This window comes from Bacillus sp. RE35, assembly GCF_052146655.1.
GTDB lineage: Bacteria > Bacillota > Bacilli > Bacillales > Bacillaceae_G > Bacillus_A > Bacillus_A cereus.
Genome location: NZ_CP197377.1, coordinates 2486359 through 2501803, shown reverse-complemented (window position 1 = coordinate 2501803; position 15445 = coordinate 2486359). Strand labels below are relative to the sequence as shown.

The following is a 15445-nucleotide window of genomic DNA, read 5'->3' as shown; positions in this document are numbered from 1 at the left end:
GTTCATTAAGCGCACATGTTACTTCACATTCACATACGTTGGACTAGCCGTAATATAGTACGTATGCCCTTTCGAATTGTGTGCCTTATACTGCGGATAGCCATTTACATCAACTTTAGCATCGATAGTAAAGCCGAGTCCTGCGTCAACAGTGCCTGCTAGGTATGATCTATTCCATGTAGCTTTCGTATAAAAGTTTAAATCGTTTACTTTCGATACGACACGTTTACCTAATACGTTATTATTTACCGATACATTACCTTTATTATAATGAATATAGGACGAATCATATTTAACCCATTGCTCGCCACCTAAGTTTAACCAATTACCGTTAGGTCCGTTAGACTCAGCGAATACTTTGTACGCTTCGCCTTGTTTTAATTTACGAATCACACTGTAATTAATACCAGGACCTTTTCTTAAATTAACGTTAGTGCCATCGATGTATGCTACACCGTTAGAAGGCGTTACAGTAACGGTAGGTTTCTCGACCTCTGGCTTAGTAGGTTTTTCCGGTACTACAACGGATACTTGACCGTTTTCGTACGCTTTCTTTACATCAGCACGGAATTGAGCGATAGAGATACCGTATGAAGCTAAGTATGCACGTGGGTCTTCGTGATCAGTACCACCTAATTTACGTGTTACATCTTCGTGAGTCCATAAGCCTTGTTCGACTGTTAATTCGTTGTCTTTCAGGATTTTCGCTAGTAACTTAACATAACGCTCATACGAAGATTTAAATTTCGCTGGATTACTAGATTCAGAAAGCTCAACGTGGACAAATCGTTTATTTGCCGCTGGCCCCGCGCCATAAGCGATATAATTCGTATCTGCGATTTGAATCGTTTCGTTCCAATCTACCGCAAAATGAACGAATGCATTTCGCCAAGTCCTAGCTTCATAGTTTCGAATATTAATAGCAGGTGCTTCCGGAGTGGCGGTCGAATGAGCTACAACCCCCTCATAAGCACCTACACCATAACGGTATGGTTGTTTCGGTAAATCAGGAATAATAAGCGTTCTATCAGCAAAAGCACTTGTAGCAAAAGAAATAGCAAGTACTAGAATCATAAGTGACGAGGTAATATGTTTCATTGTCTTTTTCATTTAGCATCAACATCCTTTTTCATAATTTTTGTGTGGTCAAATAATCCACTTGCTGACAGTCCAATGATGATTCCTTGAAATACATTTGTTTTGATATCTCCGTCCAAAAATAAAACGCCTAGCACAATGCCAAGCGTTAAATTTAATAACGGAACATATTTTGTTTGTAATCCAATTGTTTTTCCAATTTGCGAAAGACCAACTACAATTCCAATCATTACAGTAATTTCAAACATTACATACCACCTCCTTTCATTAAGAAAGTGAGAATGCCACCAACAATTCCGCCAACTATAAGTCGCAAAATCCAGGTAGTATTGGCGCTGATTTTATCTAGTTGTTTGTTGATATTGATAATGTCTTTTTCGTTACCTGTTGTCCGCATTTCTAAACTTTTAATCTCTAAGCGAATGTCCTTAATATCTTGCTTGATTTCTTGAACATCACTTCTTACTTCTTGTAACCCTTCCACTTTGACCACCTCATTTCAAAATAAAAAAAGACCAGCTATTGCTGCTCCTGCTCTGTTTGTGTGTTATTTTCAGTTATTACTGGTTCTTGTGGAGGATTTTTGCCTGTAAGTTTAAAATAATCATTTGCACAAATGCGCCTTTTAGCAACTCCTAAATCTAATTCATATAGTCTGGAACCACGACTACATAACTCACATTTTGTTAACACTCTAAAACAAATAGTTCCTCCGTCATCCATTTGCCTCCATACCTCGACTTTACTAGTGTCATTGGCAATTCCAGCATTATCTAACATGTCAGCGGGTATTTGAACAAAAACTCCATTTTCTGTTCGTTTTATGTCTACTATTCTTCCCATATAAGGAAGAGTTGCTCCTTCTTGAAAAGGCATCATATAGTTAATATCGTTCATTTGTATCTTTCCTTTCTATCCAAGTGCGTTAAATTTCCAACCATTTGGAGTATTTACATAAAATCCTGGTCCAAGATTACCATCTGCAAAACGGATATGACCCCAGCCTTGGAACTGATTGCCTCCCATATTTACTCCTTGGACTGCTCGTATATTGGTAAAAAATTTAAACTCTTTGTTGGTAGTGAAATCTACTGTGTATCCATCATCAGATATGCCTATATTCGTATTGGCATCACCTAGCGCAATCCTACGAAACGGCTGAATACCGTCTGCTCTTTCCGCTGCCGTACGATCCCAGTTATACATGCAAGCGTAGTTACCACTAACCAATGTTATCCCGCTCACACAAACAGCTCTGCCCGCAGAAATTTGCGCATTTGCAGCTGTAACTTTAATTACAATCATGTGTTCTTGTGGATTGTAATTGTTAGGAACGGTAAATGTGAAATTATATCTTCTAATGTCACCGTAAAATGTAGATGGCTCTGGAAAATCTTTGTATATTTCGTGCCAAATTTTATAACTTACTTCATCCAATGGCGTAACAAAGCATACATGCAAGCGTGGCTTTGCCGTTACACGTACACCATTAACCTGTGCGGTTCTATAATGGGCTGACAATGTATAAGAGTTTCCTGGATGTATGCCGTTTTGAACTTTTGTTTCTGGGTAATTATACGTGTCGACACGGACTGCATTTACCATTTGTTCATAGTTAAATATAAAAGTGTTATTTTCTATCACTACACCGTTTCCTTGTACTTTCCAAGATAGACCATATCCAGCGCCAAACCCCTGATAATTGGGGTTACCTATGTTCAATTTCGGAACACTAGAAAAATCATGATCGGCTATTAAATTTCGTTTTGGCATAACGGTTGTTTTCGTTCCCCATTCATCTTCAAAAAGGAAGTCTAGCATTTTAACAGTTACACCATTTTTATCGATGGTAATTTTATCGCCATTAACTTTGATGATATTCGTATCAATGCCCTTCGCTGTTAACCATTGCACCATTGTATCAGCATTAATAGCAAGCTTTGAAACACTAATAGTAATCTTTTCAGCTGTCTGGTTGATAGATGAAATAATATCATCTTTTTTAACTGTTGAATTAATTTCATTAGACATTAATGTAATAGAGCTTTCGTGCTTTTCCACCATTGCCTTACTTCCAAATTGACCGTTCGCTTCTGTTTTGGTGTATACATCCGTTTTCTCTGCTTTTAGGTCAATACGATTAGACTGCTGATTGATTGTAGTTTCCATTTTAGAAACTTTACTATCAAAGTCAGCAGTCGCTACTTTCTTGGCAATCTCACCAATAAGTTGGTCATAGTTGGCATAGTCTTTCGGATTCTCCATGAATGTAGAACGAGTAGATCCTTGTTGTAATTGTGGTTGAGATACCCAAATTGTACCGTTCTGCCTAACCCATATATCACCTTGTAAATGCGTTATCGCTACGTTAGGAGAAGTAATTTTAACAGATACTAGTACCCAAGAATTGTTTACTAATAAATCCTTAAACTCTGTTTGTGCAAATGTTGAAACTGCATTTGCACCATTAAAGAATTGAAGTTTAATTGCTCCACCATTATTAAGCGTATTCTTATCCTGGACGTATACCCAAGCCGAGAATACATAATCACCGCCATTTTGTACAGCTGGGACACGTTGCATGATACCAGACCACTTACTAGAAGTTTGACCTGTAGCTGTAATTTTGACAGAATTGTAACCTTCATGATGCCTAGCACATTCAGGAACTATCGTAATACCTGAACCTGTACCTGCAAGGCTCCATTTCGTGGTACTTGGAGTTTTACTTGTTACAACTCCTGTAGAAGCGTTTATTACTCGATCTTCAAATGCAGTATTAAATAGTAAGTTAGTACTTCCTAATCCACCCACATACTCTTGCATTTGAGTATCTGTTACTTTGGATTTGATTTGATTATTCAATTGTGTAATATCACTCGTGTTTTGTTGAATAACCCCTCCTTGTTTACCTTGTGTTTGAGATAGAGTTGTAATGGTCTGTGAATTAGAATCCGTTGTTTGTTTAACTTGATTCAAGGTAGTTTGCATTGTACCTTGATTTTTTTGAACGGTTGATACAGTAGAGGTAACGCCCTCCACACTTTTTTCAATCTCGGTTGTTTTCTTGGTGAATTCATCGGTTGTTACTTGATCTTCTGGCGCTGGTGTCCATCCAGTAGCTTTATTCCCCTTTTCAAGTTTGAAATTTCGAATAATGATTTTTGTTGTTTTAGCATCTATCCCCCAAAATTCCAATCTCGCTTGTCCTGTGTTATTAAGCTGTTCTGTAATTTTTGTAGTGTACGTAACCCGTTGAAATTCGTCCGTAATCCCTGTGAATATTTGTCTAACGAATGTATATTTAGGTGAACCGTTTTCGCCATAGAACTGAACGCGACCTGCCGTTTTATCCGTTGTTGTAATTTTTACATCGAAGCTAAATGTTACAATTTCACCAACTAATTCACTAAATATTTGATTTAAGTTATTCTTAAATACTCCATAAGCTGAATTTGAAGATATTTGCGTCGTTTCCCAATATTTCGTATCTGATATTAAATTACGTACTCCTATTTCTTGCTCATTGAAGTTCTTTTCTACACTTGTTAACTTTTCACTAATCTTTCCTGCTTGTTCTTTAATTTCAGTTGTTGTCTGTTTAAGTGACGTCGTATCAGATTGTATATCAGATATCGTTTTTTTCGTACCTTCCACAGTGGATTCAACCGTATTTAACTTATTACTAATTTCAGTATCTTTTTTTGTTAACGATTCAATAGAAGTTTTAAATCCATTAGAATCCTGTTCAAACTTAGTTACTTTCTTATCAATTTCACCTTGTTTATTTTCGATATTAGAAATTGTACGGCTCACACCTTGTAAACTTTCCTTTACTTCGTTGAATTGTCCTGTGGCCTGATTTTGTGCCTCTTGAACCTTTTGATTTAATTCTGTTTTTGTTGATTCAATATCTTTCTCAACATCTTTAATACTTTGCTGCAATGGTCCTGTATCTGGAACAACAAGTTCCCAAGCTGTACCTGTCCATATTTTCAAAACACCAGGCTTACCATTACTAATATCACGCCATAGTGTTTTATTTGGTTTAAGATTAGTAGTAGGTGGATTAGCTCCTTCTATAATATCTACAAGGTTTTGATCCATATAATTTTTAGTCTCTTTTGCTATATCCTTTGCCGCTTTACTTTCTTTTTGAGCTTGTTCGGCTGTCTCTTTCGCTTCTTCTGCTAACTTTTCTAGTTGTTCTAATAGTTCTTTATTGGCTTTATTACCTAAAGAAGCAAGCACTCTATTGTATAATTTTCGCATTTCTTCATTCGGATCAGTAATTTCACGATAGTCGCCAAATATATATTTATCTTGTGAAGGGTCTGTAAATGATTCATCACCAGCGATTGCCCGTGCTTCTAAATAAAGTTTCGGTGTAAATCCAGTATCTTTAATTCGGATTGTATCACCTTCATTAATTAGCTCGTGAGCTAATCCGAATACACGACCTATACTTTGTGCTTGAACATCGTAAGAAATAGAGGAATTTATCCGTTTTGCTAATTCTGTTTTCATAAGAGTCATTAAACGTTTCGGTGTTATATCACCTTCTGTTTCTGGTGTATAAAAGCCAAATTTATGTTGACCACGTTCGTTCCATCGTTGGAAAGCATCGCTGTCCACAAGATAAGGAATACCATCATTTATGTCGGTGATTGTAATAAATCCTTCCCCTTCTTTTTTGGAGAAACCAAGTAATGCTGTACAAATGTTTTGTGAGTTCTCAACACGTTTAATTCCCACTAAATCTTTGCCAAGTGTTACTTCTTTCCTTGTTTCTTGACCGCGTTTCTTTACCATGTCCACATAGCGACTGACAATTTGAGAACCAACTACTTCAGCACGATATTGGATTTCTAATTCAAATAGAGAAGCAATATCTTTTAGTAATTTCAACGGACTTATAAATTCATCAATTGTCATTGTGTGGAAACCAGCGTATTCTGTTCTTCCTCTTTTCCATTTCGTACCTAAAAGAGCCATATCAATAAACTCATTTACTGTTTTACCTTCCACCTTCTGTGGAGTAATAATGCCAGCTTTCGCAAGTTGAATCCATTCACCAGATGCATAAGCAATGACTGATTTATCATTAGAATCCTTTTCGGTTTCAGTAATAACATACGGAACAATACGCCCGTCACGCACTTCTTTTAATACTAAATTTTGCTGCATGAGTGTAGCTGCATGTTCCGTATTATCAAACACTTTAAATTCTAATGTATCTATGTTGTTCTTAATTTCCCAATGTCGTTTATCATCCCAATAATCTTTTGTTTGTATATTAGAAACGATTTGACTCGTTTTAAAATCAACAACATGTAATGTTCCGCTTGGTGTTCTCATCTAAATCGCTCCCTATACGTTATTTTGGCTATTCCTACATCAGGAGGCATAATCTCAAGTTTGTTCGTTCCTTTTTGAATAACGGGATAATCGCTGAATATATCTTTTAAGTTTATAGCTTTTTTACCATTGATTGATACAAGGCTTCTCTCGGTATCGATAATTACTTTATCTCCAACATCAAAAATATAAGGTGGATTATCTTGGGTATTCATATTGATTTTCCAAATTTTCAAATCATCGATGCTCATGTCTTTACAGAACATGTTATCCGAAAATTGACTGATGCTAATTTGAACTTGTGCTACTTTATCCATATTCACATTGTTTTCATCTTCCCACACGACAAAGCGTTCCGAATCATCCTTTTCGGTATTCCATAAAAACTTAGAAATATAAGCTTCCCATCTATTTCCCGTACGTGCTAACCATAATCGACCACGATATTGATTCCATGTAGTAGGATGATCTCCAGGTTCATTTATAAGCACTCGCTCGCCGTTTGGTTTCTTTTTGTTACCCAGCTTAGCGAACCCTGTATTCTGTTCTGCTTGCCAATGAACATCATTCATAGAAATACGAGCTACATAGTCGCTGTTTTCATCCAATAAACCTATTTCAACACGCCCCATTTGATCGGGGTGAGAGCTTCTTACCCCAACATACGCCTGCATAATAAAATCTTGTAGTGGGCCTTGTGGGATGTTCTTTTTCGCTATGCAACCATGCCATCCTTTTATATTTGTTTCACCTAAATAAACCGGAACTAGGCGTGAGCCTGCATCTACTTTAAAAGCCCCGCCCCCAACCATATCTTCTGCATTCGGAACATCCGTCCAACCTACAGTTGTAGACATTTCATCCCACATTACCCGCTGATTTCTTTCGACAGGTATCTGATTTACGCTAAGTGGCCATCCGATACGAAAATAATTGTCTCCATTCCATACATCAAGAAATGTGGAAGGATTCGTCACGTCAACCTCTATAATTGGATTGGATTCTACACTTCCTTTGTTTTGAACATTTGCTATTAACCCACGCCCATCCATTTCAAATTCTACTGTTTTAGTAGGTCCTAACTTATATGGCATCGGACAAACAAAATTCAAAGTACCTTTACCTAAATTAACAAAATCCTCGGGATCAAAATCTTCATCAATAACCGCCAGGTATGTCCTATCAGGTGTTACATCAAAGACTAATTCAACAGGTTTTTCTGTAATTAACCACTCTGCTATTTCTTCTTTTAATGTTTCTAGGTCAGATCCATCAGGAATAATAATTCCGACTGGAACAGGCAAAACTCGCATTTCAGTTTCTGTCGTTAATAATCTTGCACCTGGATAACCTGGAACACTTAGAAATTTCCGTTTTAACGGCGCCCACGCTGGTTTTTTCCATCCTTTTTCGATTTGAATAAAATCCTTACGTATATTGTTAAATGTAAAAGAGCTCATACTGTCACCCCGTTTCTTTATAAAATAAAAGAAACCCAAACCTAAAAGTCTGAGTTTCTTTTTGCTTCTCTATCCTGATACTCGGTTGTATATCGATAAGTACCCCGTGCAACTTCTCTTCCTTCTAAAATTACAGGCACTTCAATTGCTAGTCCACCACCTGGGATCGCAAATTCAGCATTTCCCCCTTGACCTTGATATAATCCGTTAGCTTGTAATCCTATATTGCCAACATTAACTGTCGGTACTGCTGCTTCGCTCATTGCTTGAGATGCACGGTTTATTATGCCGATTGAGTTTTCCATACCAATCGCAAGACCAGCTCCAATATGCTTACCAACTTGATCTCTCATTAATCTTGATGGACTGTGAATGTCAAAGAATCCAGTAAAACCATCTAAAATACTGCTACCGATGGATTTCACCTTATCTAACACTTTTCCAGCCATACTTCCTAAACCGTCTATCAATCCACTTATTATATCTTTACCTATCTTAAATAAGTCGATCTTTCTTAAAGTATCAACAATCTTCGGTATAATATCAGTCACAATTGTAGAACCCAATTGTCCCACCATACTTACAATACCTTTTATTAATGCCCAAATTAATTGCACACCAGCTTCAAGTATCTTTGGCAAGTTTCTAATTAATTCCCCTGCTAACGTGATAATAAGATTAAGTGCTGCCCCAACTAACTGTGGTAAGACTTGGACAATCCCTGCAATTAACATAAGTAAAATTTTGATACCTGCTTCAAGTATCTTTGGTAAATTCGCAATTAATGTGGATGCAATTTTAACAATCAGATCTAATGCTGCGTTAATAAGCTGTGGCAATACTTGTACTATACCATTAATGATAGCTAACAGTATTTTAACCCCAGCATCAATTATTTTAGGTAAATTTGTAATCAAAGTATCTGCTACTTTTGTAATTAGATTTATTGCTAAATCTATTAATTGAGGTAGCATTTTTATAATTCCATCTATTAAGCTTGTTAAGACTTTAACACCTGCTTCAATAATCATAGGTAAATTTGCAGTAATGGCTTCAATCAAAGTCGTAATGACTGTGATAATCGCTAAAGCAATTATTGGTAAAGCTTGTGTAATCCCTGTAATTAGTGAAACTAATAAATTTATCCCCATTTCAATTAGTTGCGGTAAAAATGACATGATTCCATTAATAATGGTTTGAATAATAGTTACAGCTATTGGGATTAGTTGTGGAATCATCAACATAATTCCATTAATTAAAGTCATAATTAATTGAAGCCCAGTTTCTAAAAGAGTAGGCAATACTTGTACAATTCCAGAAATTAAGGTTTGAATAATTTGGATTCCTGTTTGAACAATCATAGGAAGATAAGTTACAATCATTTGTGAAATCGTATTAATGATTCCAACAATGGCTTCAAGAATAATTGGAGCCGCTACAACCAAACCATTCGCAAAATTTGAAATCATTTGAGATCCCACTTCAAGAAATTGTGGTAAAGCTGTTGTTACAAAATTAGCTATATTAGTAAAGATGTTTGTAATTGTTTCAAGAATAATTCCTGAGTTTGCATTCAAATACTCTGCTATCGCTGGCAAATAACGTGATACCGAGATAAGTACACCGGGAAGCCCACCAATAATCGCCCCTGCTATAGAAGGACCAATTGTCTTAAAAATCTCTCCTAATTGGCTAAAATCTCCCGAAAAAACAGCTTTTACAGCATCAAAAAGTTGAAGACACGCTTCACGTATTTTACTTACTGCCAATCCTATCATTTCAGCTGCATCTTGAAACCCTTTTGGTAAGTGTGTAATCCAATCATTTAAATAATCCCCATCAACAGCCGTATAGAATAGATATTTACCTAATGATACTAAGCTATCGATAAAACTTTGTATTCCACTTATCACACCAGTAATACTATTTTTAAAACCTTCATTTGTTTGCCACAAATTTTTTATTCCGATTACCAATCCTACTATCGCTGCGATGGCGGCTATAAATCCTCCTACCACTAATGCAACTGGACCAGCAACAGCCCCAATACTTACACCTACTATTCCAGCTATACTGGATAAGGTGACAAATACCGGGGCTAAAGCCATGCAAGCTCCGATTAATATTCCTAATGCAACCGTAATCGTGGTTAATGCTGCGGCTAATGCCGGATGTGCTGAAACCCAACTTGCAAATGCTCCAATAATGTTGGCTACTATGCCTAAAAGTGGCTCAAGTGCCATTTTCAAATCTCCCATTGCTTTTTGGAACTTCACAGCTGGACTCGCATCCATTTTTTTGATCATTTCGTTGAGTTGTTCTTGGCTTACATTTAGATCAACAACTTTATCTTTAGCGCCTAGTAAAGTATTTATAATGTTTTGCCCTTGATCTTCGTACATTGTCCCAAAAATTTGAGCGCCAATTAGATTTTTCTTTGTCGCATCGTCTACACCATCTAAAGCTTTAGCGATCTCCACCATAGCTTGCGAGCCGCCTTTACCACCTTCAGCTACAGCTTTACCCCATTTTTGCATTTGATCAGCAGAAATCTTTGTTCCTTCAAGTAAATCTTTAAGAGCTTTAGGAACTTCATTACCAAACTCAGCCGCTTTAATACGGCCTTCTTTCAAACCATCTAAGAGATTATCAATATTCCATGTTCCTGTATCAACACCCGCTGCCATAATTGCTTGTACTTCTTCAGCTGTATAACCAGCTCGCGTTAATTGCCCACCATATTCAGCGATAATATCTAATTGCTCAGGTGGGAATCCCATTTTTAAAAGAGAATTTGTTAATGCTAGAGCACTTTCGTTAGTTACTCCTAACTCATTCCCAATCTCATTTGATTCTTGAATTAATTCTGTAAAATCAATACCAGCATAAGCCGTTGAAATAGCCGCTGCACCTTTTACAATCGAAGTGTTAGCTGTATCGCTTACGGTTTTATTTAAAGCCCATTGTCTACGTGTCCCCTCAAGTGCTTCTTCCACATCTACACCATATGCTTCGATTCCTCGAACTGCTTGTTCAACTGATTTCTTAGATGATGCCGGGACTTCAAAAGATACATCGATTTTTGTTTTTAATTTCGATGTATCAAGCGCTTTTTCAATTACACCTGAGATACCACCAGCCGCCATTGCTCCACCTAACATATTTTCTAAACCGATATCTAACTCTTTGAAGCTTTTACCTGCTCTTTCAGCTTCTCGTGATAGGTCCCTTAAATCATTTCTAACTTGTTGTATTGAATTACCATCATCTACAGAACGAAGCGCACGTTGTAATTTTTCAATATCAGCTTCTGCTCCTAATGCTTCACGACCGATAAGACCAATTGCTTGATCTAACTGCCTACTGGTAGCCGTACCACTTTTAATTGCATTCACAAGACGATTTCCTAACGCTCCTGCAAAATCATCAACACTTTTCCCTGTAGCTCTAAATAATATTTCTAATTGCCTTGTTGAACTTGCTACGCTGTCTTGTTCAGCTTTCATATTTCCAAGCTTATTTTTCAGACCATTAAGTGACCCTTCTGTAAATTCAATTTCACGCCTAAACGCACGATATTGTTCCTCAGAAATCTTTCCATTTTGAAACTGAGCTTGCACTTGTTGTTCTGCTGCTTTCAATTTATCTAGCTTTTGAGTTGTATTTTCAATTGCTTGTGTAAGTAATTGTTGCTTTTGAGCCAACGCTTCGACATTACCAGGGTTGAATTTTAAAAGACGCTCAACATCTTTTAATTCTTTGGTTAAATCATTACTTCGTTTATTTACATCTTTTAAAGCATTTTGTAACGGTTCTGTATTCCCGCCAATTTCTATCGTAATTCCTTTAATTTTCCCTGCCATTTTCTCACCTCTCTTCTTTAGAAACTATTAAAGTCTGCTTGCGTTGCTTTACGTGTTTTTTCTTGTGGTGGTTTCTGCATTTCTAAATATTCATCGATATAATCAAGGCACATACCGATCGTCATATCTTCTAGATCAGCCTTTGTAAGTTTGCATTTATAACACAAAACAAGGAACGTCTCAGTTGTGAATACATCACCCTGATTCGCTCCTTGTTGACTATTATTACTATCTACAACTTTTTTTTAGATTGAATTGTGGAAGCTATCATATCTTGAATATCTTCTAAGATTTCAATGATTGGAAATTCATCAAATGAATCTAACCATACCATCGGTTCTGGTATCTTTGGATCAGCCGTTTTCGCCATAGTCCACACAAGATTATAAAATACTTCAAAATCCACACTATCTAACTTACTTGGATCTAGATTCTCCATATCAATTTTCCCAAGTGGTGCTAACTTGAGAAGTTGTGCAAAATAATCCTTTCCAAATTGTGCTTTAAATCGGACTGGTGTCCCTCCTGTACTTTTTAAACGAATATCTTGACCATCTACTGTAATTGTCTTTTCCATTTACTATTACGCTCCTTTTGGTGCTGCTGTTTTTTTAACGTATACTTCTTTGTACCAATTATCATAAATTGCTTGAGTTGTTTTAGATGTTGTTTTTGTTTTAACCATTGGTCTTCCACCAGGAGCTAAAACCATTGGACTAGAAACAAACTTCAGTTCATTTGTATTTGGTTCGGCTGAATTTGTTTTTGTTTTAGATGCAATTGTTGGACGACTCGCTGCACAGTTATACATAACATGTCGAGTAGCGTTTACATCGCCATCGAATTCAAATAGTAATGCAAATGGTTTCCCTTTAGCATCAGCTAATTCATTTAATACACCATCTGTCTCATCTAATTGTTCGCCTAACGCATCAATAGCAAATTGTTCTGGGATAGTAGCGATGTTCAATGTTCCATCGTAACCTTGGTTATTACTTGCTGCGTAATAAAGCATGTCATCTGCATAGAATTCAATTAAATCACCACGTGGTTCAAATGTTAGTTCAACCCCACCAGGTAATGGAATCGGTGTCGCAAACTTTACTAAAAAATCTTGAATATCAAATGGGACATAATGTACATTCTTCAAACCAAACGTAACTTTATTTTCTTTACTCATTTATATCAACCTCATTTCGTATATTTTCTGGTACATATTTTCAGATTCAATAATCCCTTCAATCGGTGAGTCATAAGGAATCTCATGATCGTCTAGGACTTTTTCGAGTTTAGCTTCTGCAACTAAGTTTTTTCTTGTTGTATAAAGTTCTATATTTACATCATTTATTTTGTGATACACTTTGTTATCTGCCATTAGGTTTGCTGATCCATCAGCAAGAAAACAAATATACGGTGGACTTGGTACATGATTACCTGGCGTTGCTGTGAAATGCGAATAAGCCACAGGATAACCTGTAGCTTCAATAATTTTTGTTAATTCACCTAACGTCATTGTTGAATCGCCCTTTCGATACGTCTTGGCAATTCATCAATTACATACTCTTCAACTGGACGGATATGCACCTGAGCCGGAACACGCCCCCCGCCAACTTTCGCATGTCCTTTTTCTAAAAGATGTGTTAATTGTCCTTGAGTATTATGGATAACAACACCATTGCCTTCTTTTTTCTTACGCCAACCTTTACGGTATGCACCTGTTTTTTTAGGACTTTTCTGCTTTAATTTTTCTACAGCAACATCAGAAACTTCTTCTTGCGCTGTCAGTAATTCTTCTTCCACAACAATCGCATATCTTTGCAATTCTCTAGCAATCTCACTCGCAAAATCATTCATATTAAGTATGCTCCTTTGCGATAATAGTCAATGTTTGAAACATTTCATCATCATTCATTGGCGGTTCGATAATATCAAAGATACGACCTTTCAAATTGATTCGCATTAATTCTGTAATACCTGTTGTATAAGGCATCACAAACCGATAAATTCGTGTAGATTGTGAAGCTGAAGCTGCAATGTACTCCGAACCTTTTACCGTTTTTATCATTGCCCATGCTTTTTTTACTTCTTGCCAATTACCTGTTTCAACTTCTTGATTTAATTCATCTTTTATTACTTCAGGTTGTTCAATGATAATTCGATTTCTACAATCACCTGTATTCAGTGGTTTTTTATACTGAAAAAGACGCATATTAATCACCGTCCAATTTAATTTCTTCTAATGCTTTTGTAATACCAAAACTATTAATTTCAGTTAGAAAATTCTTACTAAAATACTCAAGCGCATCATTATAAACATAACGAGAACGCTCAAAAACTAATTCTTTGAACGTCTCATCTTTGCTTATGTCATACGATCCACACAATTTTATTAAAGCTTCATTGGATGCAAATAGGATGCGCCTTAGGTTATCGTCTTCATCATCATCTAATCGCATCCTATCTTTAAATTGCTGTAATACTTCATTCGAAATTACTGTATTCATTCACATCATCCTTGTGTTGGTGGAGTTACTTCTTCAAGCTTTAATGTGTAAACTTGTGAAGTGTATTTATCCTTCGGTTTACCTGTAGCATATTGTTTAGCAATATAAACAGTTGCATCTTCTAAAGCTAATGTTTCTTCATACTTTTTGATTGGCTCTGTTCCACCCATCGCTGCAATGTATTCCCCTTTAACAAAGAAAACCACTTGTCCTTGAGGTACAAATACAGATTCTGTTGGGATTGGATTAAAAGGTAAGCTCGTTACATATACACCTGCCGCATTTTGAATCGTAGCATTTGCTTGAATATCAAAAGTATCGAATGGATTTGTTACCATAACTACTTTACCAGCAATATTTTTTGGACGATCTGCATCTGTTTTACCATCAGGATTTAATTTTTTAGCCAATAATTTGACCACGCCTTTTAATTCATTAATTGTTTTGCGACCAGGCTCAAAAGTTAAAGTTCCAGCAACTTTTTTATCTGGATATACTCCATTCGTGACACTTCCGCTAGGGTCTTTTAATAATCCAATAGGTTCGTTTTTACCTGTACCAGCTACAAAACCACGTTCTAAACCTACTGACATCGCTTCTGTAATCATAGTACGAACATATCGTTCCACCCATACTGGACCAAGTTTTAACATGTCGTTTGCTAATGGAATAAACGCAGTTAATTTAAGTTGAGTAATAGATTCTTTTCGGAATGTAGCATTTAATTGTCCTTTAATATCACCAAATAACGGTCCCCATACAGCTGCACCCTCTGGATCTCCATAAATAAATTCTGTCACGGCTCCTAAATTCTCTAAACCGATATGCTCTAGTAACGGATGACCTTGAACTAAATCATCAAAAATTCTCTCTTGTGTTGTTTTAGGTAAAGTTTCAGTAGATTTAAAACCACCATCTTCAACAACAGCATTAAAGAACTTCATTTCTTCACTTGTTAGTACATTAGCACCGCGAGATTGCATAATAGAACGATCTACCATTGATTCATTCACTTGATTTAAAATATCTGAACGAACATCTGTAGCAAGTGCTTCAATCATGGAATTTAACGCTGCTGATTGTTCTTCCGCTGTACCTTCTTGTGTTGCTTTCGCGAAAGCTAGTTTCTTCTCTTCAAAATTATTAAACTTAATAACCATAT

13 protein-coding genes and 1 pseudogene are annotated in these 15445 nt (G+C 36.4%); all 14 read right to left on the bottom strand.

Translation table 11 applies throughout. The features are described from left to right. Positions 1-18: 18 nt before the first annotated feature. Positions 19-1110 carry an N-acetylmuramoyl-L-alanine amidase gene (locus tag ACTL4X_RS12895; RefSeq protein ID WP_322373557.1) on the bottom strand — a complete coding sequence of 364 codons (1092 nt, stop codon included), beginning with the start codon at positions 1108-1110 and terminating at the stop codon, positions 19-21. Beyond that, entirely contained in the window at positions 1107-1346 is a 240-nt protein-coding gene (locus ACTL4X_RS12890) for a hypothetical protein (protein WP_016108980.1), read from the bottom strand. Before ACTL4X_RS12890 ends, ACTL4X_RS12895 begins: the two co-directional genes overlap by 4 nt. Continuing rightward, positions 1346-1582, bottom strand: a complete 237-nt coding sequence (locus ACTL4X_RS12885) for a hemolysin XhlA family protein (RefSeq protein ID WP_000398738.1) — start codon at positions 1580-1582, stop codon at positions 1346-1348. Before ACTL4X_RS12885 ends, ACTL4X_RS12890 begins: the two co-directional genes overlap by 1 nt. Before the next feature lie 35 nt (positions 1583-1617). Next, positions 1618-1995 carry a hypothetical protein gene (locus ACTL4X_RS12880; protein ID WP_137396774.1) on the bottom strand — a complete coding sequence of 126 codons (378 nt, stop codon included), beginning with the start codon at positions 1993-1995 and terminating at the stop codon, positions 1618-1620. A 15-nt stretch (positions 1996-2010) separates the two neighbouring features. Continuing rightward, complete coding sequence (locus ACTL4X_RS12875; RefSeq protein WP_441395058.1) at positions 2011-6456, bottom strand: phage tail spike protein; 4446 nt, start codon at positions 6454-6456, stop codon at positions 2011-2013. Continuing rightward, a complete protein-coding gene (locus tag ACTL4X_RS12870; RefSeq protein ID WP_137396776.1) occupies positions 6453-7916 on the bottom strand; it encodes a distal tail protein Dit in 1464 nt (487 codons plus the stop codon). Before ACTL4X_RS12870 ends, ACTL4X_RS12875 begins: the two co-directional genes overlap by 4 nt. A gap of 41 nt (positions 7917-7957) precedes the next feature. Then, the gene (locus ACTL4X_RS12865) at positions 7958-11779 is read right to left on the bottom strand and encodes a hypothetical protein (protein WP_441395057.1); all 3822 of its coding nucleotides are present in this window, start codon (positions 11777-11779) and stop codon (positions 7958-7960) included. A 232-nt stretch (positions 11780-12011) separates the two neighbouring features. Then, positions 12012-12363, bottom strand: a pseudogene (locus tag ACTL4X_RS12860) (hypothetical protein). Further along, positions 12363-12959, bottom strand: a complete 597-nt coding sequence (locus ACTL4X_RS12855; RefSeq protein WP_322373554.1) for a major tail protein — start codon at positions 12957-12959, stop codon at positions 12363-12365. The pseudogene ACTL4X_RS12860 and the gene ACTL4X_RS12855 overlap by 1 nt, the downstream one beginning before the upstream one ends. Beyond that, on the bottom strand, positions 12960-13292 hold the full coding sequence (locus ACTL4X_RS12850; protein WP_322373553.1) for a hypothetical protein: 333 nt from the start codon (positions 13290-13292) through the stop codon (positions 12960-12962). Further along, positions 13289-13633 carry an HK97 gp10 family phage protein gene (locus ACTL4X_RS12845; RefSeq protein WP_137396778.1) on the bottom strand — a complete coding sequence of 115 codons (345 nt, stop codon included), beginning with the start codon at positions 13631-13633 and terminating at the stop codon, positions 13289-13291. Before ACTL4X_RS12845 ends, ACTL4X_RS12850 begins: the two co-directional genes overlap by 4 nt. A 1-nt stretch (position 13634) precedes the next feature. After that, complete coding sequence (locus ACTL4X_RS12840) at positions 13635-13988, bottom strand: phage head closure protein (protein WP_441395056.1); 354 nt, start codon at positions 13986-13988, stop codon at positions 13635-13637. Between the two features lies 1 nt (position 13989). Further along, on the bottom strand, positions 13990-14283 hold the full coding sequence (locus ACTL4X_RS12835; RefSeq protein ID WP_137396780.1) for a hypothetical protein: 294 nt from the start codon (positions 14281-14283) through the stop codon (positions 13990-13992). Positions 14284-14288: 5 nt separating this feature from the next. Beyond that, a complete protein-coding gene (locus tag ACTL4X_RS12830) occupies positions 14289-15443 on the bottom strand; it encodes a phage major capsid protein (RefSeq protein ID WP_000234872.1) in 1155 nt (384 codons plus the stop codon). Positions 15444-15445: the final 2 nt, after the last annotated feature.

Coding starts and splice junctions, on each gene's coding strand:
- ACTL4X_RS12895 (WP_322373557.1), bottom strand. CDS start 1,110: ATGAAAAAGACAATGAAACATATTACCTCGTCACTTATGATTCTAGTA.
- ACTL4X_RS12890 (WP_016108980.1), bottom strand. CDS start 1,346: ATGTTTGAAATTACTGTAATGATTGGAATTGTAGTTGGTCTTTCGCAA.
- ACTL4X_RS12880 (WP_137396774.1), bottom strand. CDS start 1,995: ATGAACGATATTAACTATATGATGCCTTTTCAAGAAGGAGCAACTCTT.
- ACTL4X_RS12875 (WP_441395058.1), bottom strand. CDS start 6,456: ATGAGAACACCAAGCGGAACATTACATGTTGTTGATTTTAAAACGAGT.
- ACTL4X_RS12870 (WP_137396776.1), bottom strand. CDS start 7,916: ATGAGCTCTTTTACATTTAACAATATACGTAAGGATTTTATTCAAATC.
- ACTL4X_RS12865 (WP_441395057.1), bottom strand. CDS start 11,779: ATGGCAGGGAAAATTAAAGGAATTACGATAGAAATTGGCGGGAATACA.
- ACTL4X_RS12855 (WP_322373554.1), bottom strand. CDS start 12,959: ATGAGTAAAGAAAATAAAGTTACGTTTGGTTTGAAGAATGTACATTAT.
- ACTL4X_RS12850 (WP_322373553.1), bottom strand. CDS start 13,292: ATGACGTTAGGTGAATTAACAAAAATTATTGAAGCTACAGGTTATCCT.
- ACTL4X_RS12845 (WP_137396778.1), bottom strand. CDS start 13,633: ATGAATGATTTTGCGAGTGAGATTGCTAGAGAATTGCAAAGATATGCG.
- ACTL4X_RS12840 (WP_441395056.1), bottom strand. CDS start 13,988: ATGCGTCTTTTTCAGTATAAAAAACCACTGAATACAGGTGATTGTAGA.
- ACTL4X_RS12835 (WP_137396780.1), bottom strand. CDS start 14,283: ATGAATACAGTAATTTCGAATGAAGTATTACAGCAATTTAAAGATAGG.
- ACTL4X_RS12830 (WP_000234872.1), bottom strand. CDS start 15,443: ATGGTTATTAAGTTTAATAATTTTGAAGAGAAGAAACTAGCTTTCGCG.